This is a genomic window from Vibrio sp. 10N.286.51.C3, assembly GCF_003050065.1.
Taxonomy (GTDB): domain Bacteria; phylum Pseudomonadota; class Gammaproteobacteria; order Enterobacterales; family Vibrionaceae; genus Vibrio; species Vibrio crassostreae.
On sequence record NZ_PIGC01000005.1, the window covers coordinates 213,226 to 239,266 of the forward strand.

15 protein-coding genes are annotated in these 26,041 nt (G+C 44.8%); 10 read left to right on the plus strand and 5 right to left on the minus strand.

Features of this window, described 5'->3' with window-relative positions; translation table 11 throughout:
• Positions 1-58: 58 nt before the first annotated feature.
• A complete protein-coding gene (locus CWO27_RS07525) occupies positions 59-685 on the plus strand; it encodes a LysE family translocator (RefSeq protein WP_048658351.1) in 627 nt (208 codons plus the stop codon).
• A gap of 213 nt (positions 686-898) precedes the next feature.
• A complete protein-coding gene (locus tag CWO27_RS07530; protein ID WP_017060329.1) occupies positions 899-1,255 on the plus strand; it encodes a hypothetical protein in 357 nt (118 codons plus the stop codon).
• Between the two features lie 139 nt (positions 1,256-1,394).
• Here the strand turns inward: CWO27_RS07530 and CWO27_RS07535 are convergent, their stop codons facing one another.
• Together CWO27_RS07535 and CWO27_RS07540 are read right to left on the minus strand one after the other, a co-directional pair.
• Complete coding sequence (locus CWO27_RS07535) at positions 1,395-2,519, minus strand: M14 family metallopeptidase (protein WP_048658353.1); 1,125 nt, start codon at positions 2,517-2,519, stop codon at positions 1,395-1,397.
• A 138-nt stretch (positions 2,520-2,657) separates the two neighbouring features.
• Positions 2,658-2,933: a nitrogenase-stabilizing/protective protein NifW gene (locus CWO27_RS07540; protein ID WP_107898777.1), complete on the minus strand. Its 276-nt coding sequence runs from the start codon at positions 2,931-2,933 to the stop codon at positions 2,658-2,660.
• Between the two features lie 306 nt (positions 2,934-3,239).
• On the opposite strand from CWO27_RS07540, the gene CWO27_RS07545 reads away from it, so the two are divergent.
• The 3 genes from CWO27_RS07545 (at position 3,240) to CWO27_RS07555 (ending at position 7,160) form a co-directional block, all read left to right on the plus strand.
• Positions 3,240-4,334 carry a NapC/NirT family cytochrome c gene (locus CWO27_RS07545; RefSeq protein ID WP_107898778.1) on the plus strand — a complete coding sequence of 365 codons (1,095 nt, stop codon included), beginning with the start codon at positions 3,240-3,242 and terminating at the stop codon, positions 4,332-4,334.
• 22 nt (positions 4,335-4,356) lie between these two features.
• Positions 4,357-6,804 carry a molybdopterin guanine dinucleotide-containing S/N-oxide reductase gene (locus CWO27_RS07550; protein WP_107898779.1) on the plus strand — a complete coding sequence of 816 codons (2,448 nt, stop codon included), beginning with the start codon at positions 4,357-4,359 and terminating at the stop codon, positions 6,802-6,804.
• 143 nt (positions 6,805-6,947) lie between these two features.
• Positions 6,948-7,160 (plus strand): TIGR02450 family Trp-rich protein, encoded by a 213-nt coding sequence (locus CWO27_RS07555; RefSeq protein WP_102431639.1) that lies wholly within the window; start codon positions 6,948-6,950, stop codon positions 7,158-7,160.
• 49 nt (positions 7,161-7,209) lie between these two features.
• Here the strand turns inward: CWO27_RS07555 and CWO27_RS07560 are convergent, their stop codons facing one another.
• Positions 7,210-7,947: an HAD-IIB family hydrolase gene (locus CWO27_RS07560; protein ID WP_102431619.1), complete on the minus strand. Its 738-nt coding sequence runs from the start codon at positions 7,945-7,947 to the stop codon at positions 7,210-7,212.
• Between the two features lie 641 nt (positions 7,948-8,588).
• Between CWO27_RS07560 and proV the strand changes: the two genes are divergently transcribed.
• Genes proV through proX form a run of 3 tightly spaced genes read left to right on the plus strand, consistent with a single transcriptional unit; the run spans position 8,589 to position 11,874 of the window.
• On the plus strand, positions 8,589-9,776 hold the full coding sequence (gene proV, locus CWO27_RS07565; RefSeq protein WP_102431620.1) for a glycine betaine/L-proline ABC transporter ATP-binding protein ProV: 1,188 nt from the start codon (positions 8,589-8,591) through the stop codon (positions 9,774-9,776).
• Between the two features lie 3 nt (positions 9,777-9,779).
• Positions 9,780-10,874, plus strand: a complete 1,095-nt coding sequence (gene proW / locus CWO27_RS07570; protein ID WP_102431621.1) for a glycine betaine/L-proline ABC transporter permease ProW — start codon at positions 9,780-9,782, stop codon at positions 10,872-10,874.
• Positions 10,867-11,874, plus strand: a complete 1,008-nt coding sequence (proX, locus tag CWO27_RS07575; protein ID WP_048658358.1) for a glycine betaine/L-proline ABC transporter substrate-binding protein ProX — start codon at positions 10,867-10,869, stop codon at positions 11,872-11,874. The genes proW and proX overlap by 8 nt, the downstream gene beginning before the upstream one ends.
• 175 nt (positions 11,875-12,049) lie before the next feature.
• Here the strand turns inward: proX and CWO27_RS07580 are convergent, their stop codons facing one another.
• Positions 12,050-12,424 (minus strand): YybH family protein, encoded by a 375-nt coding sequence (locus CWO27_RS07580; RefSeq protein WP_017633307.1) that lies wholly within the window; start codon positions 12,422-12,424, stop codon positions 12,050-12,052.
• A 142-nt stretch (positions 12,425-12,566) separates the two neighbouring features.
• On the opposite strand from CWO27_RS07580, the gene CWO27_RS07585 reads away from it, so the two are divergent.
• Entirely contained in the window at positions 12,567-13,433 is an 867-nt protein-coding gene (locus CWO27_RS07585) for a LysR family transcriptional regulator (protein ID WP_102431622.1), read from the plus strand.
• A 28-nt stretch (positions 13,434-13,461) separates the two neighbouring features.
• On the opposite strand, the gene CWO27_RS07590 is transcribed toward CWO27_RS07585, so the two are convergent.
• Positions 13,462-15,321 carry a helix-turn-helix domain-containing protein gene (locus CWO27_RS07590; protein ID WP_107898780.1) on the minus strand — a complete coding sequence of 620 codons (1,860 nt, stop codon included), beginning with the start codon at positions 15,319-15,321 and terminating at the stop codon, positions 13,462-13,464.
• A gap of 307 nt (positions 15,322-15,628) precedes the next feature.
• Here CWO27_RS07590 and CWO27_RS07595 point away from each other — a divergent pair, with 307 nt between their 5' ends.
• Positions 15,629-26,020 carry a DUF11 domain-containing protein gene (locus CWO27_RS07595; protein WP_107898804.1) on the plus strand — a complete coding sequence of 3,464 codons (10,392 nt, stop codon included), beginning with the start codon at positions 15,629-15,631 and terminating at the stop codon, positions 26,018-26,020.
• The last annotated feature ends 21 nt before the right edge of the window (positions 26,021-26,041 follow it).

Consider the following 26,041-nt stretch of genomic DNA (forward strand, 5'->3'; position numbering starts at 1 on the left):
ATGGCACTGAATGGACGTAGAATGTTCGCCCTAAAAATGTTCATGAAATGAGATCGAAATGAGTTTGGACAGTATCTGGCTGTTTATTGTTATCGTGTTTTTTATTGCCATTATTCCGGGCCCTAATGCGCTGTTGGTATTAAGCACAGCATTAACTCAAAGGAAGCTGTTCGCATTTGTGAACGTGTTGGGCGTGTCATGTGGTTTCTTTTTTCACGCATTTATCTCGGCCAACGGCATAAGCCTGTTATTGTCGAACACTCCCATGGCCTTTGAAGGGCTTAAGTGGGCTGGGGTTTTGTACCTTGTCTGGCTTGGGTATAACCATTTTCGTGCGGCGCTGCGCGCTCAAGAGGGCGTACTTTCAGTGGTAGGCGCATCGGGAAGTAAGCTTTATAACCAATTTTTCAAAGGGCTCCTTACTAATCTACTGAATCCTAAAATTGTCCTATTTTATCTTTCTATATTCCCTCAATTTGTGTCAAAAGATACGATTGTGTCAGACAGCCTAATGCTTGGTGGGATTCAAGCGATAGTGGTGTCGATGTGGTTTTTGGTTGTGATCTTAATGGCGGATACGTTTAAGCGCTTGTTGGTTCAAAAGCGTACCTCGCAAATGATGAACATCGTGTGTGGGGTTCTATTTGTGGGCTTCAGCATTCAGTTGGCGTTGTTTCAGCTTTAGGTTTAGAGCTTGATAGAAGCGTTAACCGATACGACTCATATCTCACTTTTCACTGAATCTTAGGGAATCCTTGTCTCTCTGCATAAATGCCTAAAGCATTAGGTTATAAAGTCGATATAATAATCAGCTATCAATTTGGTGAATGTGTTTGTTTGAGACCAATTGAAGCCAAAGTCTATTGCTTGACCGAATAACAGAGACAGGGAGTCACTAATGCGTGAAGATTCATTCACCCAGAAACGCAAATATTACCGCTTAAAGTACCCTCAAAAGGCACGTCCGGTGATGCGAATTAAGGATGAGCTTTTTCATGTCAGTGAAGTTTCTGAAAAGGGCGTACGCCTGATGATGCGTAATATTATTCCGGTTTACCGCGGCTTTTCAATGGCAGGCACTTTAAGGTTACATGACAACAACAGTATTGATATTAGCGGTGCTGTATTGCGACAAGAAGGTGACGAAGTGATCGTTCAGTTATCACAAGGCCCGAGCTTTAAAGATATGGTGTCTGAACAACGCCACATCAGACAGCGATACCCAGTATTTTTTGCTAGCCTCAGAGTGGCATAGAAAGCTTTTAAAGTTAGATTCACTCATTCAAACCGATATTAAAAAGCCCAGCACTTTTTCAAGTGCTGGGCTTTACTATATATGTAAGCAAACTAACGATACGGACAAACTAAGGAGTTTAGTCTGCCTATAGTTCGTTTTATAGCTCGTCTACTGTCGCCCAAACTGCGGCTAACATGTCGTGACCAAATGCAACGCTGCGTTCTGGAGACCAACCGTAAAGTTCGTCTGCGTGGCTGATGTGATCTTTAAATGGCATCTCGACTGTGTAAGCTAAACACTTGAACTGCTCACCAATCCAGTTTGTGCCAACCGTCATATTCGCTTTGCCCGGTTCGTCTTTATCGTAACCAAACTCATCTTGGAACTCTGGCGTGATAGTCAGCAGTGCTTGCTTGAAGTGATTTTCTAGTTTAGCAATGCGCTCGTTGTATGAAGGCGTGCCTTCGCTACCTGCTACAAAGTTATATGGGATCGCTTCGTCGCCGTGAATGTCTAGACACAGATCAACGCCCGTTTCTAGCATGCGCTCACGAACAAGGAATACTTCTGGGCTACGTTCCATAGAAGGCGATTGCCATTCACGGTTCAGGTTAACGCCAATCGCATTAGTACGAAGGTGACCGCGGATGCTGCCATCTGGGTTCATGTTAGGAACCACGCGGAAAACAACGCTGTCTAGCAGAGAACGACCTACTGTATCTGTTTCATCAAGCAGACGTTGAAGTAGACCTTCGATCAACCATTCAGCCATAGTCTCGCCAGGGTGTTGGCGACCTATAACCCAAATGTTTTTCTTCTCTTCACTTGGCTCACCAATGGTTAGCAAAGTGATGTCATTGTTGTCTAGCGTGTGGCCCAGAGTTTCAAGCTTACAAGCCGGGTGCGTTTGAGCACTGTGCAGAAGATCTTGGTGACGATCGTATGAGTAAGGCGCGAAGTACGCGAAGTACATTGAATCGTGCTCTGGAATGATGTCGAAGCTTAGTGTGTCGCCATCGAATTGAGATGGGATACGGAACCACTCTTCACGGTCGTACGATGCAACCACATCATAATCTTTCCAGCCTTCAGGATACGCCGATGTTGCCAGTTGACCGATTTCGAAGTGGTGTGCTTGTTGAGCATCGCTTTCTAAGCGGAAGTGGAACCACTGAGAGATTTCAGTCTGGTTGTCTGCTGGGATAGTCAGTTGAATGTTTTGTGGTGAATCTGCTGAAACGACGTGAATGTTGCCGCTTTCGAAATTGCTGAAAATTTTCATTGTAGTTTTTATCTCGTAGTTGAGTTGCCGTAAGACTAGCACACTTTTTTTCGAGCAAACCACTAACTAAATCGTAATGAGATGTTATTTCAACTATCTCATTTTTAGTTGTCTATTTTTCAACAACCCACTTTCCAACTATCGGCGCTGGCAAGTGGTACACCCGTGGCAGGCAGAACGTGTGTGGCGATCTAACTTACTACGTTGCACCTTGCAATAAGCGTTTTTTAGCGCTCTTCGTCCAGAAAACCAATCATCAGGTTTCGCAAGAATCAGATAACCATTAAATCGCTTAACGAGTTCGATTCTGTTTTGCTCGATGAACTTGCTATCAAACCCAATCTCAAAGTAATCAAGCGCTTGTTCGATGGAGGTGAAACTCGCTATTTTTTGCTGGAATTCTGTTTGGTTCATGGAGTGCAGAGTTTATGAAAAGAGTTAGCCGACATTGTATTAGATTTACAATTTACTTCTTTGATTTGGGAGCGAGTTTAGTGTCTTTATTGTTGGATTAATCAGTTAGCAAAATTTAATTCGCTCCTTGTATTTACTGGGTGATTAGGTTGGTGGAGCGCTAATTTTTCAAAGTGACATCAAGCTCTCAGAAAGGTTCATTTTTTATTCCTCAGGTTGCGATTGATGATCCAAATCAAACAGATCTACCCCTAAAGTACTATTCTGATCTCAATTGTAACCAATTGTTGAAGATGATTAAGAATTATGACAATAAAAAAACGTTATATCGCACTAATAGCGGCGGTTGGTATAGGTATTGGCTGGTTAACCTTAGGGGGAACTGCAGCCGTTATGCACTATACATCGAGCACTGAGTTTTGTGTTTCTTGCCACACGATGGAAGCACCTCACAAAGAATACCAAGGTTCAGTTCACTTCAGTAACGCAAAAGGCATTCGAGCTGAATGTGCCGATTGCCACATCCCAACGGATCCGATTGACTATGTGATCACCAAAGTAAGAGCGTCTAAAGACATCTACCACGAATTCATCTCAGGCAAGATCGACACGCCTGAGAAATACGAAGCACATCGTGAAGAGATGGCTGAAACAGTATGGGCTCAATTCCGTGAGAATGACTCAGCGACGTGTCGTTCTTGTCACGAATTCGATGCAATGGAAGAGTTCGAGCAATCTCGTGATGCGGCGAAAATGCACGCTTACGGTAAAGAGAACAACCAAACGTGTATCGATTGTCACAAAGGCGTCGCGCACTTTGCTCCTGAAGCTCAGCTAGACAGCAAAGCGTTCGATACCCTGATTGCCTTTACCAAAAACACGCCAGCAGATGCGAAAGTGGTTTACCCAGTCACTGACATCGCAATGGGCGAGTTCGGTAGCGTAAACCCAACGGCCGAACTTGAAGTCGTTAAAGCTGAAGGCGACAACCGTACTGTGACTCTGAATGCTTTCCAAATGAAAGGCGCAGAGCAAGTGCTTTACTTCGGTGAAGGTCAACGTGCGATCGTTGCGACACTGACTGGCAAAGGTCAAGAAGCACTGACTACTGGTGAATACGAAGCCGATGCTTACGGTAACGAGTGGCGTTCTGTTGCGTTAACGGGTGACATTACTGATCCAGTTGTCGATAGCCTAGACCCAATCTGGTCTTATGCAGAAGAGTTGGACAATGTTTACTGTGCAACGTGTCACGCGAAGATTCCTTCAAACCACTTCACTGTGAATGCTTGGGGACCTGTTGCTAAAAGTATGGGCGACCGTACCGACATTTCTGAGCAAAACCTTGAGCTGCTGACTAAGTACTTCCAAAACCACGCGAAAGACGTTGTTGGTCACTAAAGAGAATTAGAAGGATAAAATTATGACTAATATGACCCGTCGTGGATTTATGAAAGGCACAGGTATCACTGCTGGTGCGTTGGCATTCACATCCTTGACGCCGATGAGCGCAATGGCTTCTGACAAGCGCGGTTCTGGTGTTCTAACATCAGGCCGTATGGGACCAATGCTGTGTGAAGTGAAAGATGGCAAGTTAGTGTCGACCACGAATGCACTGGCACAAACTGTTCCAAACAGCCTACAAACTACAGGCCCTGACCAAGTACATACCAAAGCGCGTGTTAAATACCCTATGGTTCGTAAAGGCTACTTGGCTAACCCGTCTGCACCTGAAGGGGTACGTGGTAGTGATGAGTTTGTTCGCATCTCTTGGGATGAAGTGTACAAACTGATTCATCAACAACACTCACGTATTCGTAAAGAGCACGGTGCAGAATCGGTATTCGCAGGCTCTTACGGTTGGCGTTCAAGTGGTGTGCTACATAAAGCACAAACACTTCTACAACGTTACATGAGCATGGCTGGTGGTTACTCTGGTCACTTAGGTGATTACTCAACAGGTGCAGCTCAGGTCATCATGCCGCACGTGGTGGGTTCGATTGAAGTGTATGAACAACAAACGACTTACCCAGTCATCCTTGAACACAGTGATGTGGTAGTACTTTGGGGTCTAAACCCAATCAATACCTTGAAGATCGCTTGGAGCTCAACGGACTGTGCAGGCTTAGAGTTCTTCCATCAGTTGAAGCAGTCGGGCAAAACGGTTATCGCGATTGATCCAATGCGTTCTGAAACTATCGAGTTCTTTGGCGACAACGCAGAGTGGATTGCTCCGCACCCAATGACTGACGTAGCCATGATGATGGGTATTGCGCACACATTAGTGAAGCAGGGTAAACACGACAAAGAATTCTTGGGCAAATACACAACAGGTTATGACGTATTCGAAGCTTACCTAATGGGTAAAGAAGACGGCGTTGAAAAATCTGCTGAGTGGGCGTCTAAGATCTGTGGTGTGCCAGTGAAGCAGCTTGAACTACTTGCTGATATCTTCAGTAAGAACCGTACTATGCTGATGTCTGGCTGGGGTATGCAGCGTCAACAATACGGTGAACAACGTCACTGGATGTTGGTTACGCTAGCGACAATGCTAGGTCAAGTTGGCTTACCTGGTGGTGGTTTCGGTCTTTCTTACCACTACTCCAACGGCGGTAACCCTGCTCGTGATGCAGGCGTACTTCCTGCGATTTCAGCGTCGCTTGGTGGTGGTTCTTCGGCGGGTAACGATTGGGCTGTTTCAGGATCTGTGAACGCATTTCCTGTCGCGCGTATTGTTGAAGCTCTAGAAAATCCGGGTTCAAGCTACCATCACAATGGCCACAACCTAACGTTCCCAGAGATCAAAATGATCTGGTGGGCAGGCGGTGCTAACTTTACTCACCACCAAGATACCAACCGCTTGATCAAAGCTTGGCAAAAGCCTGAGCTGATTGTTATCTCAGAACCTTACTGGACAGCAGCAGCTAAACACGCGGATATTGTATTGCCAATTACTACATCGTTTGAACGTAATGATATGACGATGACAGGTGACTACAGTAACCAGCACCTAGTGCCAATGAAGAAAGTCGTTGAGCCTCAAGGTGAAGCGCGTAATGACTTCGATGTGTTTGCAGACATGTCTGAGTTGCTTGCTCCGGGCGGCCGTGATGTGTACACCGAAGGCAAGACCGAAATGGAATGGCTGTACGGTTTCTACAAAACAGCACAGCAAGGAGGTCGTGGTCAGCGCATCGTAATGCCTAACTTCAGCAAGTTTTGGGATGATAACCAACTCATTGAGATGAAGTGGAACGAGAAGAACGCACAGTTCGTTCGTTACGCTGATTTCCGTGAGAACCCAATCATGAACCCACTAGGTACACCGAGTGGCAAGTTCGAGATTTTCTCAAGAACGATTGAAGGTTACCAACTAGACGATTGTCCTCCACATCCAACTTGGATGGAGCCAACAGAGTACACCGGCAATGCAAAAGATGGCGAACTGCAATTGATGACAGCGCACGCGGCTCACCGTCTACACAGTCAATTTAATTACGCGAAGATCCGTGAAGAGTACGCGATTGCAGACCGCGAGCCGATTTCAATCCACCCTGAAGACGCAAAAGCGCGTGGCATTAAAACAGGTGATTTGGTTCGTGCACATAATGGTCGTGGCCAAGTATTGGTTGGTGCACTAGTGACGGATGGCATCAAACAAGGCTCTGTATGTATCCATGAAGGTGGTTGGCCAGATTTAGATAAAGATACAGGCTTATGTAAAAACGGTGGCTGTAACGTACTTACGTTGGATATTCCAACCTCTCGTTTGGCAAATGGTTGTGCAGCGAACTCTGCGCTTGTGAAAATTGAAAAATACACAGGCCCAGTATTAGAACTGACGGCATTTGATCCACCTAAAAATGGCTAATCTTTAACGAGAAATAGCTAATCGAATGAAGCCAGCCTAAACGCTGGCTTTTTTTATGATCTTTTTTGCGATGGAAAGACTATTACTTTGTGTCGAGTAGACAACTCATGATAATCAACGACGTTAAAGCAAGAGAGAAGCCCATGAATCGGATCAACCCAAAGAAATTACTTCGTAGCAAATGGACAGCCGTTAGCCCCGTGAAGAAAGAAAAGCACTTTATGGTCACAGAAGTTGAATTTGATGAAGGGGAGGTCGTGCGCTGCATGATAGAGGCGGTAATGACCAAACGAGAAGAAGATATCAATTGGCGAGAGCTTACAGATAATCAAAATTGGCTTCCAGGTTGGAAGTAGGACCGGAAGCCTGTTTGATTAGAATTTGTTGTTAATGGCTAACTAGCGTTTATCGGATGCTCGACGCTCGCTTTTGCCAGTATTTGAGCCCCTCTAACACACCTTCAGCGTGCGTTGCTGTGCTGGTGTACACATTGTCTCTGTCGGATAGGTGCGCCACTTCTGGGTAATGGTTAGCGACCAATATCGAGTTTACACCCTCTATCGTCAGCATGGATGTGTCGTTTGCAGAGTCGCCCGCGACACACACTTCTTCTACGCTCAAATCATGCTGCTTGAGCAGGTGATGAATCGCAGTAGCCTTATTGACGCCCTTTGGTGTGATGTCCAAATACCAGTCGTGGGAGTAGGTGAGGTGTACATCTAACCCGTGCAACTCCAAGCTTGATTCAATCAACTCATGTTGAGGTTCAGACAGCTTCCCTTCAAAAGTAATCTTGTAATCACCCTGATGATTTTCAAAGCGTTCGCCCATAAAGTCGAGTGGTGCGAGTGCTGTCTCTACTTTGGATTTGTTCCACGACGCTTCTAATTGATTGTGCCAAACATGATCGGGTTTTTGGGAGTGATCGTGATGAATTCTAGTGCCAACATCACTGATAATGCTGTGTGGTTTCGGGTAGTTATCAGACGCCAACCCAACACGAATTGACGGCAGAGTTCTTCCTGTCGCAATGATAAAACGAATATCAGGTTGCTCGGTTAGGTAGTTAAATAACTGATTCACCCCATGAGAAGATCCTCCATCCAGCGTCCCGTCAAAGTCACACACCAGCATTTTTATCATTCGAATTCCTTGTCTTTTTCTCTAATTCATCGCGGGGAAATGTCAATTTCTTTTATAAAGAATGGCTCAGCAGTGAGGACTCTACAAGTTGTCTTTTAGCTTGGGTAATCGACGTTTAATAGTTTGTAGCAAGTGTCACAGTTGGTGTGATGTTTTGAAACTCTTGGTTGAAAAAGATCGATTTTATCTCGCTGACTTTAGCCAGTTCACCTTTGGATTTTATGTCGATGCCGAGTGTGGATCTTATCCCTGTAGCAGGGTGGATGATCAACTCTGAAACGTCATTAAATCTTAATAAATAGTTTGTATTCGAATTATTTGTGCACGAACTATTTGATGCTGTTCTTGGTCTGTTTCGCGTATTAATTGCTCAAATGTAAAATAAATATTCAATAATCTATCAGTAAGTAACACATAATGTCGCAAGCGGTCCTGTTGCTTTAATATCTTTTTTTTCAGTGTGTTGGGTGTTTGTTGCTTTGTTCTTAATCATTAATTTTTCTAGGGGATTGGTGGTTTTGTGGGTGAGTTACAGTACGAGACCCCTTGATTTACACTGGTTATTTACTTAGAGTGCTAATCGTTTTTCGAGCTTAAATAACCATTTTTAAGTTAAAATAGCTAAGAAAGGATTAGATTATATGGATCCCATACTGGAAGTTAAGGGACTGTACAAGGTGTTTGGTGAAGACACCGATCGTGCTTTTACAATGATTAATGAAGGCGCGAACAAAGATAAAGTTTTCGAAGAAACAGGGCTAACGATCGGCGTTAACGATGTTTCTCTTAGTATTCAAGAAGGCGAGATTTTCGTCATAATGGGACTGTCAGGATCTGGCAAATCAACCCTAGTACGCCTTCTTAACCGCTTGATTGAACCTACCAAAGGCAATGTGCTTCTACGAGGCAAAGACATTGCCCACATCTCAGAAGATGAACTCCGCGAAGTCCGCCGCAACAACATTTCCATGGTTTTCCAAAATTTCGCATTGATGCCGCATATGACTGTGATCGAAAACGCAGCGTTTGGCCTTGAGCTTGCGGGTGTCGATGTTGATAAACGAAAAGAGTCAGCACTGGCTGCCTTAGAGCGAGTAGGCCTTGGCGTGTATTCGGAGTCTTACCCAGATGAACTGTCTGGTGGTATGAAGCAGCGTGTTGGTTTGGCTCGTGCTTTAGCATGTGACCCGGACATTCTGTTAATGGACGAAGCGTTCTCTGCACTCGATCCACTGATCCGTACTGAAATGCAAGACGAGTTAATCCGACTTCAAAATGACGATAAGCGTACCATTGTTTTCATCTCGCATGATTTGGATGAAGCGATGCGTATCGGTGACCGAATCGCGATTATGCAAAATGGCGAAGTGGTTCAAGTAGGTACTCCAGACGATATTCTTAATAACCCAGCGAACGACTACGTTGAAGCTTTCTTCCGTGGTGTGAATGTCGCAAGTGTCCTTACGGTTAAAGACATCGCACGCAAGAAACCTGCAGCGGTATTTAAGAAATCTGAGCACGATGGTCCAGCTTCGGCTCTGCAAATCTTGATGGATAACGACCGTGAATATGGCATCGTTGTTGAGAAGAGCAGTCACTACTCAGGCATTGTTTCTATCGACTCCCTTCGCAAAGCCCACAAAGAGAACAAATCATTGGTTAGCGCTCAGCTAAGTGATGGCTTAACTCTGAATCCAGATTTACCAATCAATGATGTGCTTGGCCTTGTTGGCGGTGTGCCTTATTCCGTTCCTGTTGTGGACGAGCAAGGTAATTACTTTGGCGTTGTGACTAAGTCACGACTGCTACAAACATTAGATAAGGGATAGATCATGTCGTCGGAACAAACAAATAATGACCCATGGTCGCAAGCAGCTCCCTCTACTCAGCCGGCAAGTGATCCTTGGGGCCAAACAACTGAGACCGCACCATCAGCGGATTGGCTAAGCAGTGAAACCGTTGAGGTTACGCCTTTTGACCCACTGAACCCTTTTGCTGAAGCTGTACTACCAGTCGATACTTGGGTTGAGTCTGGTCTTAATTGGTTGGTTGAACATGGACGCCCACTGTTTCAGGCGATACGTGTGCCGATCGATTTCATCCTAAGTTCATTTGAAACAACACTGGTTTCTACGCCAGCACCATTCATGTTGATCATCTTGTTTTTAGTCGCATGGCAGTTTTCAAACTTGAAGCTTGGTGTTGCTACCGCAGTATCCTTGACGTTCATTGGCTTGATTGGCGCTTGGTCTGAAGCCATGACTACGCTTTCGTTGGTGATGACATCGGTCTTTTTCTGTCTGTTGATTGGCTTACCCATGGGGATATGGCTCGCCCGCAGCAACACGGCGGCTAAATTCGTTCGTCCAATTCTGGATGCCATGCAAACCACGCCTGCCTTTGTTTATCTCGTACCAATCGTCATGTTGTTTGGTATCGGTAACGTGCCGGGTGTTGTTGTAACCATCATATTCGCACTGCCGCCAGTGGTACGTTTAACCATCTTAGGTATTCAGCAAGTACCGGAAGAGTTGATCGAAGCAGGTCACTCATTCGGCGCAAGCAAAAAGCAGATGCTTTATCGAATTCAATTGCCACTAGCACTGCCAACCATCATGGCGGGCGTAAACCAAACACTGATGCTGTCACTGTCGATGGTGGTTATCGCGTCAATGATTGCGGTAGGTGGTCTCGGTCAAATGGTACTGAGAGGTATCGGCCGTTTAGATATGGGACTGGCTGCAGTCGGTGGTTTAGGCATCGTTATTCTCGCCATCTTATTGGATCGTATCACCCAAGTGTTGGGTGTGAATGCGGGCAATACAAAATTACGCTGGTACCGCATGGGACCTGTTTCCCTAGTACTTAATGCTTTAAATCGCGGTAACAAATCAGAACTTCAATTAAGGAAAAACACCAATGAATAATTCATGGAAGAGCAAACTTGCAGTGAGCATCGTTTCTACACTGGCTGTATCAACTAACGTATGGGCAGCAAGCCTACCGGGTGAAGGTGTACCTGTTCAGCCTGTTCAATCGTCTGTAGCAGAAGAAACATTCCAAACGTTGATTGTTAACCGCGCTCTTGAAGAGCTTGGGTACGACGTGAAATCAACGCAAGAAGTGGACTACAACGTAGGCTACACCTCAATTGCAAAAGGTGACGCAACGTTCCTAACGGTAGGTTGGTTCCCGCTTCATGCAGACAAATACACAATGGCGGGCGGCGATGAAAAGTTCTACCGCGAAGGCCAATATGTAAGTGGTGCAGCGCAAGGTTACCTGATTGATAAGAAAACGGCAGAAAAGTACAACATCACTAATATTGGTCAGTTAACCGATCCAAAAATTGCAAAACTGTTTGATGCAGATGGTGATGGCAAAGCCGACCTAACAGGCTGTAACCCAGGTTGGGGTTGTGAGATGGTAATTGAACATCAACTGTCAGCATTCAAACTGGACGATACAGTAACTCATAACCAAGGTAACTATGCGGCTATCATCGCAGACACGATTTCACGTTACCAAAAGGGTGAATCAATCCTTTACTACACGTGGACACCGTACTGGGTAAGTGGTGTATTGGTGCCTAACGAAGACGTAGTATGGCTAGAAGTGCCATTCTCTTCACTTCCTGGCGAGCGTTCGGATGTTGATACGACGTTATCTAACGGCAAAAACTACGGCTTCGAAATGAACTCAATGCGCATTATTGCGAACAAAGAGTTTGCTAAGAATAACCCATCAGCAGCGAAGCTTTTCGAGATCATCAAACTTAACATCAATGATGTAAGTGCTCAGAACATGATGATGAGTAAAGGTAAGAACAGCTCTGCGGATATCGAAGCGCACGTAAACGGTTGGATCAAAGCGAACCAAAGCACGTTCGATGGTTGGATTACAGAAGCGAAGAAAGCAGCACTGTAACTTTGACTTGTATTTGCTCTGTCTTACCAGACATTTTGAATGATTGTGTAGAGTCATTGAATCACCTTCAAATCAAGTGAAATGGCGACAGAGTGAACATTAAAAAGCCAGCAGTCCATTCGGATTGCTGGCTTTTTTTTCTGTTTCTATGCTTCTAGCTTCTAGCTTCTAGCTTCTAGCGTTCGCCTTGAACTTCGAAGTCATCGCTTACTAGGCGAGCACAGCCATCCGCTTCTAATGCCCAGTGTTCACGGTGTACGACACCAAACGCTTTGTTCATTGTCCAGCTAGCGGTAAGAATGTAACCACCTTCTGGGTGCTCTTCCCACTTAACATCTGTGTAATCAACGTCTTTGAAGCCTTGGTCAATGATGTTTTGCCAAAATGCTTGAATCGCTTCACGGCCTTCAAAAGTGCCGAATGGACGAGCTTCCATCACACAAGCCTCTGTGTATTGGTCGGCACAACCTTTAGCATCTTGGCTATTGAATGCTTTTTGCCACGCGTTAATGCCTTGCTTACATGCTTCTAATACTTGGTTGTTTAACATTGTTTTCTCTCCATAACAGTCTTCTTTCAAACACTGTTTCTTTGATTAGGTATCTCGATAAGTTGGATTCAGTTTAGTCTTGGAAATTAATTTGAAAAACAGAGATAATAGAAAATACTGTTTGTAAAAAGAGAACAATAAAATGAGTAAGCTAAAGCAGATGTCGATTTTCGCTCATATTGTAGAGCAAGGCTCAGTATCGGCTGCGGCTGAAAAGTTAGAGTTGTCTAAATCTGTCGTCAGTCAGCACCTAAAAATTCTGGAACAAGAGCTTGGTGCTTCGCTTCTTAAACGAACAACGCGAAGACAAACCTTGACTAGTATGGGAGAGCGCTTCTATCTAAGTTGTAAGGATATTAACGTGATCGCTGAATCGGCATGGGATATGGCGAAATCGGAGTTGGAAGAGCCACAGGGACGGATTCGCATCACGGCTCCTAATGCGTTGATGGATTTGCTGGTTGCGCCTGTTATTGCCGATCTGATGAAACAGTATCCAAAATTAAAGCCGGAATTGATCAGTGATGATCAACACTTAGATTTCATGGAGCACGATATTGATCTTGCGGTGCGAGTTGGCAGTTCACGAGACAGTAACCTAAAACAGAAACGGTTAGGTGAGTTTAAAGATGTGTTGTGTGGCGTCACAAGCATGCGTGAACGTGAGCTTGAATCGATTCCTTACATTGCAAACTCTTGGCAGGGGAAGCAGGTGACTCACCATTTCAGTTCTCTAACTGAAGAAGGCTTTGTCTATCAACAACAAGCTAGCTGCGTTACCAATTCATTTCACAGTTGTCTTGCGTTGATTAAATCGGGTGTTGGCATTGGTGTGATTCCAGACTTCTGTGTTCCTCAGTTATCCAATGAAGTTGTCGACGTGCTGCCAAGCTTTGAATTACCCACCAATACGGTTTATGCATTGAACCCATTTACTTCCAACACGCCGATTGCCATCCAACTGTGTGTTCAAGCCTTAGAAGAGAAGCTTAAGAAGAATTTAGTATAAGCTTTCTATAGTTAGTAAAATCAGGTGCTTAACCATGTTTACTAATAAAAGCAATAACATGTTTATTGCTAAGTAATTCAATCTTGTCGATAGTCAGTACGCAATAGCGGTAGTTTTTTTTCTTGAAGGTAATGTTCGATTTTTCTTTTGTTGGTTCTGAGAATTTATAGATTTCAAACCCAAGGTTTTTCATCAGCTCCAGTGCATTTGGATTTTTGATCATCATAGAGAATTTCTTGATCTTAGTATTTCTTGCAAGAAGCTTCATATCGGAAATCAGGTTCGCAATAGATTGTTCGCGTTTCTCAGAGTGACCGCTAACGACTATATAATTTAAGTCCTGATTAGAATCTAAAGAGCAGGCTTGCTTAATATGTAGATGCTTATTTTGGTATTGCTCGAATACCTCTTCGTTGAAGAAAAAACCTAGGCTATGACTAACAATATCGCCATTAACATCGACCATTTTTCTGCCATGCGCCTTTTTTTCACTGCAATAGAGAAACAGGTCGATAGTATCAAGAGCTGAAGGATCCACCTTTGTATATTGCGAAATCAGCTTAATTCTATCTATTACTGCTTTGTCATTCTGATCTGTCATCAATGGCATGATCTGACAGTCGCAGCCTTCTTCTATCTCCCCTTTAGTGATAGACGATACTCGGCTTTGAAACGAAAAGAACCTCTCACGAAGGAAGTCTTCAAGTAGTGCACTGTCTTCGTTAACTTCTGAATCAAAGGATTTCAACGTTGTATACAAGTCCAGACCAAGGCAGTCCAATAGCTTTAGGGCTTTGTAATTACTTGGCTTTACTTTGCTATTTTCCCATCGATTTATCGTTACGACATCTACAGAGCTGAATTCATCATCTAAGTGATTAATGTATGCCGCAAAATCCTTTTGCGTTAACTTCAATTTCTTGCGCGCTTCGCGCAGTAATTGCGGAAATTTCATCATGGTAGAATATTCATCTTTGATTAGTGACATTACGTTCCGATTCGTCAGATAGTCTATTTTATCAATCGTTAATATACAGTAGCTATAATGTTTATTTTTGAATGTGATATTACATTTTTTAGCAGAAGGTTCTGAAAATTTAAATACTTCAAACCCCACGCCCTTCAAGAGTTTCATCATGTTGGGGTCTTTAACTAAAACAGAATATTTTTTAATGTTTTTGTTCTGAGAAAGTAACTTTATATCTGAAACTATATGCTCAATAACATGATTTTTTTTCTCTGAGTGTGAGCTTATATTAAAATAATTTATGCTTTTGCTTGAATTTAAAGAGCTGGCCATTCTTAGATCTAGCTCTTGAGTTTTTAATGTCTCAAATTGATGGTCTTCAAAGAAAAAGCCTACGTTGTGACTCACAATGTCGCCATCTGTATTGATGAGCTTGTGACCATGTGCTTTTTTCTCACAGTAATAGAGATATAAATCAATTTGGTCCAGTGGCGAAATATCGACTTTAGTGAACTTAGAAAGTAGTTTGATTCTGTCGATAACGCTAGTGTCACAGGGCTCTGACATTAAAGGCTGTGACTTAAAATTGCGTTCGCCTTGTTGTTGATTCAGGCCTGATAGAGCTGAAATTCTACTTTGAAATGAGCCATGGGATTCGTTAAAAAACGGTTCGATTAGTGTATCTTTTTGTTCGGACTTGAAGCTCTTTATTGTCTCAAACAAATCTCCGCCAAGGTACTGTAAGATCTTGAGTGCTTTGTATGTACTAGGCTTTACCTTACTGTTTTCCCAACGATTTATCGTTACGACGTCAACCGCATTAAACTCATCGTCCAGCTGATTTAAGTAGGTTGCAAACTCTGTTTGTGTAAATTGAAGTTCCTTTCTGAAGTTACGTAACAACTGTGAAAACTCACTCATTAAAACATTAACCTTATGATAATTAACTCAATGTCTTGATTTTAATTTAGACATCAGACTCTATATTTAACATCTTCAGTAATTTGTTTTTTACGGATGTTAATTGTTCGGGTTGATTGAACTGTATGTTGCGCATGTCCCTAAAAAGGCGAGATGCCAAAATAGTGACGTCAAATCTATGGCATTTAGCCTGGAGACTTGTCAATCTACTGTGAAGTACGCGTTAATGTTCAGATACAACCTTGCCTTTTTCTTATCTATTTTATTGTTTCCATTCTCCGTCCAAGCTGAAACAGCGGGGCTAAAAATGGATCTGTCCGTTGATAGTGCGTCTTATGACAATGGGCAAAAGGTCGTTTATACGCTTGTTCTTACGAATGAGTCGGATAAAACCATTGCAGGGTTGGATGTTAAAGATGATCTGTTAAATATCTTAACGACAGACGATGAAGGGAATGATGTTAACGCCTTTACTCAAGCATCGATCCAAGCGGAGGCGACGATTCTTTCATCGCCGGGTACTTACAACCGTCTTGGTAGTTTAGAGGCGACTGACGTACGTATTACTGTGGGTGGCTCGGTGACCTATACCATGACCGCCAAAGTTTCTGGTGACGCAGCCGATACGATTGATAACGTCGCAAGCGCGAGCGCTGGGCCTCTTTCATCTGCTGAATCAAATACGGAATCTATTCAACGAGGTTTGTACGAACACGATATTCTGGTGTCGGTAGATAAGACAAACTACCAACTGAATAAAGAACTCACGTACTCGATTAAGGTATCAAATACTGGCGATATGGTGATTCGAAGCCTTGATGTTCAAGATGCTATTTCATATATCAAGACACTCGACATTGATGGTGTTCTTCAACAGGCCTTCACAAACAATGTGAACTCAGCCGAGGTACAAGGCGGTGAAAGTGATGCAGGTAAATTCAACTCTTCAGGGGATTTGTCCGTCACTGATGCGTCGATAGATATTGGTGGATCTATCACCTACACAATTCGAACGACCGTTGCCGACAAACTCGTCGGCGATATTGTTAATGACAACATAACGGTAGAAACACGAGATGCGCAAGTCACTGGGAATGAAATCACTACGCCCCCCACAGCGTCTAATGTCACTCTTAAACATACCTTGAACCAAACAGAGAACTATGTTGTTGATGATGAGTTCTCTTACACGGTTACTGTAACCAACCAAGAAAATTCCGGTATCGCTTATCGCTATTCTGTTCAGCAGTTACTTGCTGACTTAGAGACCGACTTAGGTAACGACATCAGCAATGATAAAAATGCTACCGATACCAAGGGGAATCCTTACGAATCTTGGACCAATCAAGTTATTACTATTGGGCCTAACAGTACCTCTCAACTGGCTGATAGCGGCGTAGAATCCAACCATTCACTGGATGATGTAGTCTCTATTTACCCTGGCGAAGAGATCCTTTACTCGGTTGAAGTCGATGTAAGCCCTGTTTCAATTGGCGAAATTCCTAAAGTTATCGCACGTGTAGTGAATGCCGAAGGCACGGCTGATTCTGCTGATGTGGTGACTAACCCTCTAGATACACAAGAAGTCCTAAACTCTTCATCAAGCCAGATTACCCGCAACAAGAACACAACAGATACCACTTATGTACCTGGGATATCGGGTGAAAATGAAGTGGTCTACGACATTGTTATCTCCAACAAAGACACTGAATTTTTCGCGAACGATGTTGAAGTGATCGACAAATTCTCTTGTATCGTGACAGAGCAAGCCGATGGTACTACCGATTCTGCGTTTTCCGAGTGGAAGTTGGAAGTGGATGAAAGCAGCGGTGAGGGTTCTAACTATGGCTCATTTAATTATGGGGCTTGGACTACGAACGACATCAACCTAAAAGTCGATCTTGCTCCTGAGGGCTTTGTTCACTACAAACTGACAGCCAAAGTAGCAGATACCAGTGTGGGTCAAATTGTTGATGATGGTACCGATGCAGGTTTGTGTTTGGGAGATAACCTGGGTGAGGCGGGTTCTGGCGTGCAAATGCCAAACTCCAAGTTAAAAGTACAGAAGGAAGTGGATTCTCGCTACTACTCTGCAGGTGGCACACTCAACTATGAAATTACGGTAGAAAACAACGGTGACGGTTACGCGATTGATGTACCTGTTTATGATGACATTGCATCAATCATGACCAAATCAATCACGGATGAGCCAACTAAAGCGTACTTGAGCTGGGTTGTGACGGCAAAATCTTATGGCTCTGATGACTTAGTCTCAATAAACAGTGATCTCGGTTTTAGCGGTGAAATTTCAGGTAATCAGAGTAATAAGAACATCTTAGATGTGAAGGCGAAGCTAGCCCCGCACGACAAAATCATCTATAGCATTGCAGCGGTGGTAAACCCGATTGCCGATGATGAGATTCGAAATGAAGTGACGGTAGATAGCGTGCTTTATTCTGACAGAGGTTCATACCCAAGAGACTACTATCTAGTCTTGGACAAGCGTGTCGACGGCAACAACGAGCAAAGCGCTTACACCGACACGACAAAGGAAGTCACTTATACAATCAGCGTTACCAACCCTGAAGGGAATGGTTTCGCGTCTAACATCAATATTAAAGATGAAATCAGCACGATAGAGGCTGAGTTACTGCATGAGCCGGGTGAAACCAAGCCTGTGTTTAAATCTTGGACGATCACTGCTGACAGAGATGCGGCTTCTCCTTGGGTCAAAGCGGTCACCGATCCTGGAGAATTCTCAGATAATACTGACCTGAATGCCACGGCACAAATTCCACCAGGTGCAACTATCACCTATACCGTTGTTGGGACACTCGATCGCGACGTAGACAGTGAGATTCTTTGGGGAGCATTCACCAATACCGCAACAGTGACGGGACCAGATACTAATCTATCGGATACGGTACGTACCTATCCTAGCGAACCGAATCTTGTAGTCGCTAAGACTGCTCGACATACCGACTTTGTGGTCGGAGAGCGTGCTACGTTCGATATTGATATCTATAATCGCGGAGCTGGTTACGCGAACGACGCAACGGTAAAAGACAGCATTTCAGCACTCATGTTCTTCGATAGCTGGACGATTGTCGGATCGACTAACACCGATAAGCCGGGGTCTCGCTACGGTGATATTACTGATAATACAGACATCAACACTGATGTTGATATCACTCCAGGAGGTTGGGTTCGTTATGAGGTGAGTGGTATTGTTAATGCTGATTATCCACATGATCAAGTATCCAACCGTGTAGATGTCTATGACCCTATTACAGACAGAGAGCACAGTTCTTCCGCGCAAATTAATAACGCAGATAGCCTTTTTGATATCAATGTTTCCCTTACAAAGACGACGGATGTAGTCCGCTATACACCAGGTGAATACGTTGAATACACCATTTTGGTTAAGAACAATGATGAAGAAAGCTTCGCTGAAGTTGAGCTCAAAGACGAACTGACGAAGGTCTTCACAACACTTGCCAATGATAAAGATGCGTATGTTGAGGATGTCGAAAACCAGTCTGCATTCGAGCATTGGTTGATAGATACTGGGAGTGGCTATGGAAGTCAATCTACCCATGATGTAAGGATTCCGTTGTCACTTGCTCCCGGTGAATTGAAAACCATAAAGATTAAGGCCCTTGTTAAAGATAATGCGGTGTCAAATGGGGTTGACGCGGATGGGCTAAATGTTATTCGGAATGAAGCTTTACTCCTCGATAGTAGAGACTCTGGGTGTATGACAGATTGCGAATATTTTAAGCGTGCCGTGGCTGAAAACCATCAAGTTCACAATAACGGTACCGTGGTTCGTACAACCAACATCAACCGCTACTCTCCGGGCGATGAACTGACTTACACCATCAAATACAACTCTCAGGATGGTCACGGCTATCGCAACAACGTTGACGTTAATGAACTGATCAATGATATCTCTGTTGAGTTACAAGATGGCACATCAGGCAATCCATTCTTCGACGATGCGGTGGGTACCAACAAGTTTACGGTGGTAGTTGCTAAGAGCGATCCTGCAAACGCGGGTACAACCGATGGTACCAAAGACGGTGATGTTGCGAACGACACTGACATTGTGACTTCGATTGATATCGATGCTGGTGAAGACGTGATTTACACAGTAACAGGTACCGTAAGACCGGATGCGGTCGGTGATATTCATTACCGAGATACCGTCGTGATTCCCGATGATTACCATTTAGATTTTGATAAAACGACTGATGAAGTGGTGTACGAGCCAGCTCAAACCGTGACCTATCACTTGGTGATTGAGAATGACGGTAAAGGCAATGCTCACGACATTCCAATTGTCGATAACCTCAAAGATATTACCGTCGATCTCGTAGACGGTACAACTGGACCTGCGTATTCAACATGGACCATTACCTCTATCGCAACGGGCACTGATTCTGAGTATGTCGATGCAGGTGCGGGTGCAGGTAAGGTTTATACATCAACAGACAACAACCTAAACGAAGAAGCCGATATTCCGATGGGAGCAACGCTTGAGTACCAAGTAGTGGCAACCATTAACGATAAAGCCAATGGCGATATTATCAATGTACTGACTGTTGATGGAGATACGATCTCTCATGATATCTCGCAAGCTGGTCGTCAAATTGATTACGAAAAAAATATTCTGGACTACTACGATGCTGATGGAAACAAGATTCCGGGTGCAACGAGCTACATGCCTGGTGGTTACATCGAGTATGAAATCTATATCGAAAATATCGCAACTGCGCACGTTGATGATATCAGCCTTCGTGATGACATCGACCAGATAACGACTCAATACTACGACGGAACTCGCGGTCCGGCGTTTGATAGCTGGACTATTGAAACGTCTGAAGACAGTTTAGGGATCTCTGACCCTGATGTTGATAACTCGATCAAAGACAATCAACCGATCGATACGCACTTTGATATATCGGCAGATAACTTTGGCCGTGCAGTATCGTCACCGTTTGTACGTTATGTCATCAAAGCCAAAATCAGTCCCAAAGCAGTAGGTTCTTTCACTAACCGAGCGTATATCGATGAAGATGATGGCAACCAGTTAATTGCTGTTTCTCCCCCAACGTCGATGTCAGAGCCAGAGATAACATTCTCGAAAAAGGCGTTCTATGACGCAGGCTTCTCTTCGGCAAAGACAAAGTACTCTCAAGCTGCGGGTGAGAGTGAAGTTTATTACCGAGTTCAAATTAAGAACACGGGCAACGGAATTGAGTATGGTTCTCGCCTTGAAGATACCATTTCTGCAATTCAGACTCGCATTGCAGAAGATGCTTCGACGTCTGGCGCTGACCCTGTCGGGCAACCATTTTTATCTGGTTGGGAAGTGCAGCTAGAAAAAACGGCAGCGGTAGGTTCGATCACGGACGCGGTTGACTTTGTTTCTGGTAACAACGTTGATATTGATAACGACATTGTTATCGCGCCTCAAGAAAGCCTAACGTTCACCATCCATGCTGAGATTCGTGAGGATGCGTTGGGCGATATTCAAAACAAAGCGAATTATGACGGTATGGTTCGTACTGCGACTCTAATGCCACTAGGAAGTAATATCAGTGTTGAAAAACGCGTGGTGTCGATTAACGGCAACCCGTTCAATGATGGGGATACCTATCTGCCGGGTGACGAAGTCGAGTATGAATTCGTGGTCACTAACCCAGAAAACGGTTGGGCAAATGATATTCAGATCAAAGACACGGTAAAGGATATTCAAGTTGAGGCTATTGGTGGAACAATGGAATCCGCCTTTGTTTCGGGCGATATCACTCACGAAGTTAGCAATGGTATTGATGCTAACGTCGATACTTATGTTCCGAGCTATAACCCAAACAATAACCTGAATATCGAAACCGATATTGCCGCAGGTGAAGTGCTGACGTTCAACTTAACAGGTGTTATCCGTGATGATGCTTTGGGGACTATCGAAGCCAACCGAGTGACGGCAGGTAATCAGTCAGCAACATCAGAAACGATTCCGCCACAAGCGGCTGAACTCGACTACTTCAAAACCTTGGTATACACCGATGGTGAATCAGCTGGCTGTTCAGTGCCTTCAAACGATGGCAGCAGCTGTACCTATGCACCGCGTGGTGATGTTGAATATCAAGTTACGTTAGATAACACCGGCGATAGTATCGCCAATGATGTACGTGTTATTGATGCTATCCATACCCTCAAAACCGAAGATGGCGATGATGCTTTCTCTGATTGGGCAACAGCGATTGCGGTTGAACCGGTTGGAACTTATGACGTGCAAGGCAACTACAATGGCAGTGTGCCATTGAATGCGACTGTCGATCTTCGCCCAGGTGAACGCATCGTGTTCGATGTCAAAGGCACAGTTTCAACATCGGCAACAGGTACCATTACCAATACGGCACAAGTGAACGGTGATGACACCAACGACATCGTACTTGACCCTGGTCGTTCTAATATCCTAATCGATAAGTGGACAGATACACCTACTTACGTGCCGGGTGGCACGGTGAATTACTACATCGACATTACCAATGACGATGTGGATTCTGGCCTGTTCTCAATCCGCGACATCATCAGTGGCTTCGAAGTCGAAACTGTCGATGGTTCAATGCAAACCGCACTCACTGAGTGGAGCGTTGATTACGATGTCTTATACAACTCAGCACCATCGGATCCTGACGCGAATGATTTCTCAGAGTTAGACAAGCTCGTTGGGCAAAGCAGCCCAGACATCGATTTGCCTGCTGAGTCAGTCAAGATGGCAGGGCGTGATGATGCGGGTACTGGCGGCGGTGATAAGTACACGGTTGTTCGAATCCATGTTGAAGGCAAGGTCCGTAATGATGCGATTGGTCGCTTTACCAATACTGCATATCTACGACATGGCTTAGACGATTCGAAAATAGCTCGCTTAAGAGAGGGTTATATCACGCCTCAACCGGGACAGTTGGTGTTAACCAAAGAAGCTACCCCGATTGCCGAGCCTGATGCTAAGTACCAACCGGGCCAACCTATCTCCTACAAGATCACCGTGGCTAACACGGGTGAAGGTTACCTTGTGGATCAAGTCCTGACGGATCGTATCGATACCATCATGACCGAAGTGGCGAACAGCCCAGATCAAGAACAAGCCCTTACCGGCAACTGGATCATCAGCGATGAACAGATTGATGGTAGTGGTGACCCAGCATTGAATGCTCGTAAAGATGTGTCTAACACTGCTCAAGGTTACCGCGCCACTTACAGCATTCATCCCGGTGACAGCTATTCGTTTGTTGTCACAAATACCGTGAATGACAAAGCCAAAGGCGAGATCACTAACGTTGTTAAAGTGGTTGGCGATGATGGTGAATACACCGCAGACGCGACCTACATTCCAGAAGACGCACAAGTTGAGATCACAAAAGACGTTGATAAAGCGGAGTACCTTCCGGGAGAAACACTTCAATACACCGTGACCGTTAAAAATAACGGTTTAGGTTGGGCTGAAGATGTTGTGATTGAAGATGCGTTGAAATCGGTAGAAACCACGATTGCTGGTGGTGAGACGAAGCAAGCCTTTGACCCCGCTTCAATCCAAATATCAGCCGTCTCGACAACAGGTGAAACGCCCGTACCAGACGTAACCAGTGGTGAAGATCTAAACGAGACGCTCGATATCGCACCGGAAGACAGCATTGTTTTCACTATTCAAGTGACGACTAATCCGTTGGCGACAGGCGATATTACTAATATCGCATCAGCGATCTTTGACGGCACAACATTTGATGACAGTGCTACCAGTACACCAGTTTTGGCGATGGTTTCGGTCAAGAAGACGGTTGATACGCCATCGTATGAAGTAACCAAGCTGATTAACTACGACATCACCGTAACCAACAGCTCTGATGCTTTTGCATCTGGTGTTCAACTTCAAGACATCATCAGTGACATTCAAGTCGACACGACCGCGGATAAACAAGAGTCGGCATTCCTGATGTGGGAAGTGAGTATTGAAGCTTCAGATGACCGCACTGTAGTGACGCCGAAGACGTTTGAATTGAGTGAAGACATCGACGTCAATATGGATGTTGCGCCACAAAGTACCGTGACATTCCATGTTAAGGCGTTGATTCGTACTACGGCGATTGGCGATATCAGTAACACGGCAACCATCACTTACAACGGCGCACCACAAGACTCAACGGTAGTCATGACACCGAAAGACTCTGAGTTTGTTGCGACGAAAACCAACGTACAAACCGAGTATGAGCCGGGTGGTGAGCTGGAGTTCTTGATTACTATTGAGAACACCTCAAACAACTACATTAGTGACCTAAGTGTTGTCGATGATATGAGCACGATAGAGGTGAGCTATTACGATGGCACCACTGGCCCTGCCTTTGTTGCCGGAACCACTTCTTTGATTGTTGACTCAACCACGCTAGGCACGACGACAGAGCAAATTAGCCCGATTGAATACAGTGTGGATATTGCACCGCACGGTACGGTTGTATTCCGCTCAAAAGGCACCGTGGTCGATACTGCGACTGGACGTATCGTCAATACAGCGCAAGTTGACGGCGGCGATGTGGTTAGCCCTCCGGTTAACACTGTCGCGGCGGTTGTTCAAGCTGAGCTCTATACAGACGCACCTTATTACGTGCCGGGCGACCAAGTTGAGTATCACTTAGTGGTACAAAACATTGGCCGTGGTATCGCTAAAGATGTGGCGCTTTACACCCAGTTCTCTGAGTCAATGGGTGATTACATAGATGGCTCCCGCAGCAATGCTTTTGATGATTGGACCCTAACAGCATCATCGGAAGGGGCTGAAACGCAGCCGGGTACGTTTGATAACGATAAAGACCTCTTCACCTTGGTCGACATCGCGCCGGGTGGCAAGATTGACTACACCTTCACATTGACCGTCAACGAAGACATGTTGACCAACATCGATGTACTCGGCTACTACCTTGATCTAACGGGTAGCCCGACGATGCGTGCTCGATCTAAAGGTATGTTGGCATCAGAAACCTCGATGCAGGCAGTAGCAGACCAAGTATCAGCTCTGGATCTACCTCCAGTGGGCGCAGATCTGATTGTCGAAAAGCGTTCAGACAAACCTGAATACACCGAAGACGACGACAGTGTCACTTATTACCTAGCTGTGACCAACAATGGTTTAGGTAATGCAGCGAACGTGCGACTCACTGATGAGATCAGCGAACTGCAAAATAGCGTTGGCAACAAAGTGTTTACTGACTGGACGATTGAAGGTGTTGAAGTCGATGACACAGGCGCGGTGATTCAGCGTCATAGCTTCCCGTCGAGTAAAGATCTAGATACCACCGTTAACCTAGAATCCCAAAAGCGAAATGCCTATGCGTTCGAAGTGGTGGGTACATTAGGTAAAGGTTTAGATGACGACATCACCAATACCTTTACGGCGACTGAATCTGACGGTACTGAAACTAGCGACAGCGTAACCACTCACATCAAGAAGATTCCTGACAACTCTGGGGAATTGGAGCTGACCAAGTCGGCGCTGCAAGATACCGCGCAAGTCGGTGATGCGGTTGAGTACGAGATCATCGTTGAAAACAACAATGAATCTTACTTTAAGAACGTGACGGTAGAAGACCGTTACCCAGGTGGCTTGAAATACATCGTGGACACGTCAGAAATCGTGTTGAGTGGTATTGATGGTGAGTTTGGTACGGAAGACGATCAGGTTCTTTCTCAAGAGCCATCGGACACAGGCAAGCTTATGTTCACTTCGTTGAACTTTGACCCGGGCGAGAAACTGCGTATTCGTTACTTATTGCGAGTATCGGTAGGTGCGACCTTTGGTGACTACATCAACACCGCAGTCGCGAAAGTGGATGGCTCAGCGGTTTCTAATGAAGACACCGCCAAAGTGACCGTAGAACCGGACAAGGTGTTCGATACCTCATCGATCATCGGCAAAGTCTTTGAAGATCACAACAAAGATGGGTTCCAAGCGGATGCCACTGCGTTTGATGTTGAGTTAACTGCGAACCTAGCAACACAAGGCTACATCGCTGATTCGACACACATCATCCGTGATGGGCAAGACGTTGCTGTCGAAGATGGTGCAATAACCACTGCACTTGGGCAAGGTTTGGATCTTGGTGATCTTTGGGGTCACTCAGTGAACCGAACACTGCCAGAAACCAGCAAAGTGGTGATTCAATTCAGGACTCGAACACAGCAGAGCTTTGATTTCTATGTCACGACCGATGCGGGCTCTCGTATCGAGTTTGATGCACAAGGTCAGATTCAGTTTAAGCATGAATCCGATAAGAAGAAGGGACTGAGCGCGGAAAACCTCAACGTAACAAGAAACCTGTATCGCGATGGCGAGGATTACCTGTGGGAAATCGTTATCGAGAACAAAGGCATTTACGAAGATGGTATTCCGGGCGTTAAGTTGATGACGGTTGAGGGAATCGTTATTTACACAGACCAGTACGGTCGTTACCACGTGCCCGACCAATGGGTACTCAATAAGAAAGGTAAGAACTTCCTCGTGAAGTTGGACACTGACTCGCTATCCACCTCCATGGAAGTGGTGAGCGAAAACCCGAAAGTGTTGCGAATTACCCCGAATAAGCTCACCAAGTTCAACTTTAGCGTTCATCGCAAAGAGCAAGAAAGTGAACAGCAGTAAGCCATTGGAACCGTATCTGGA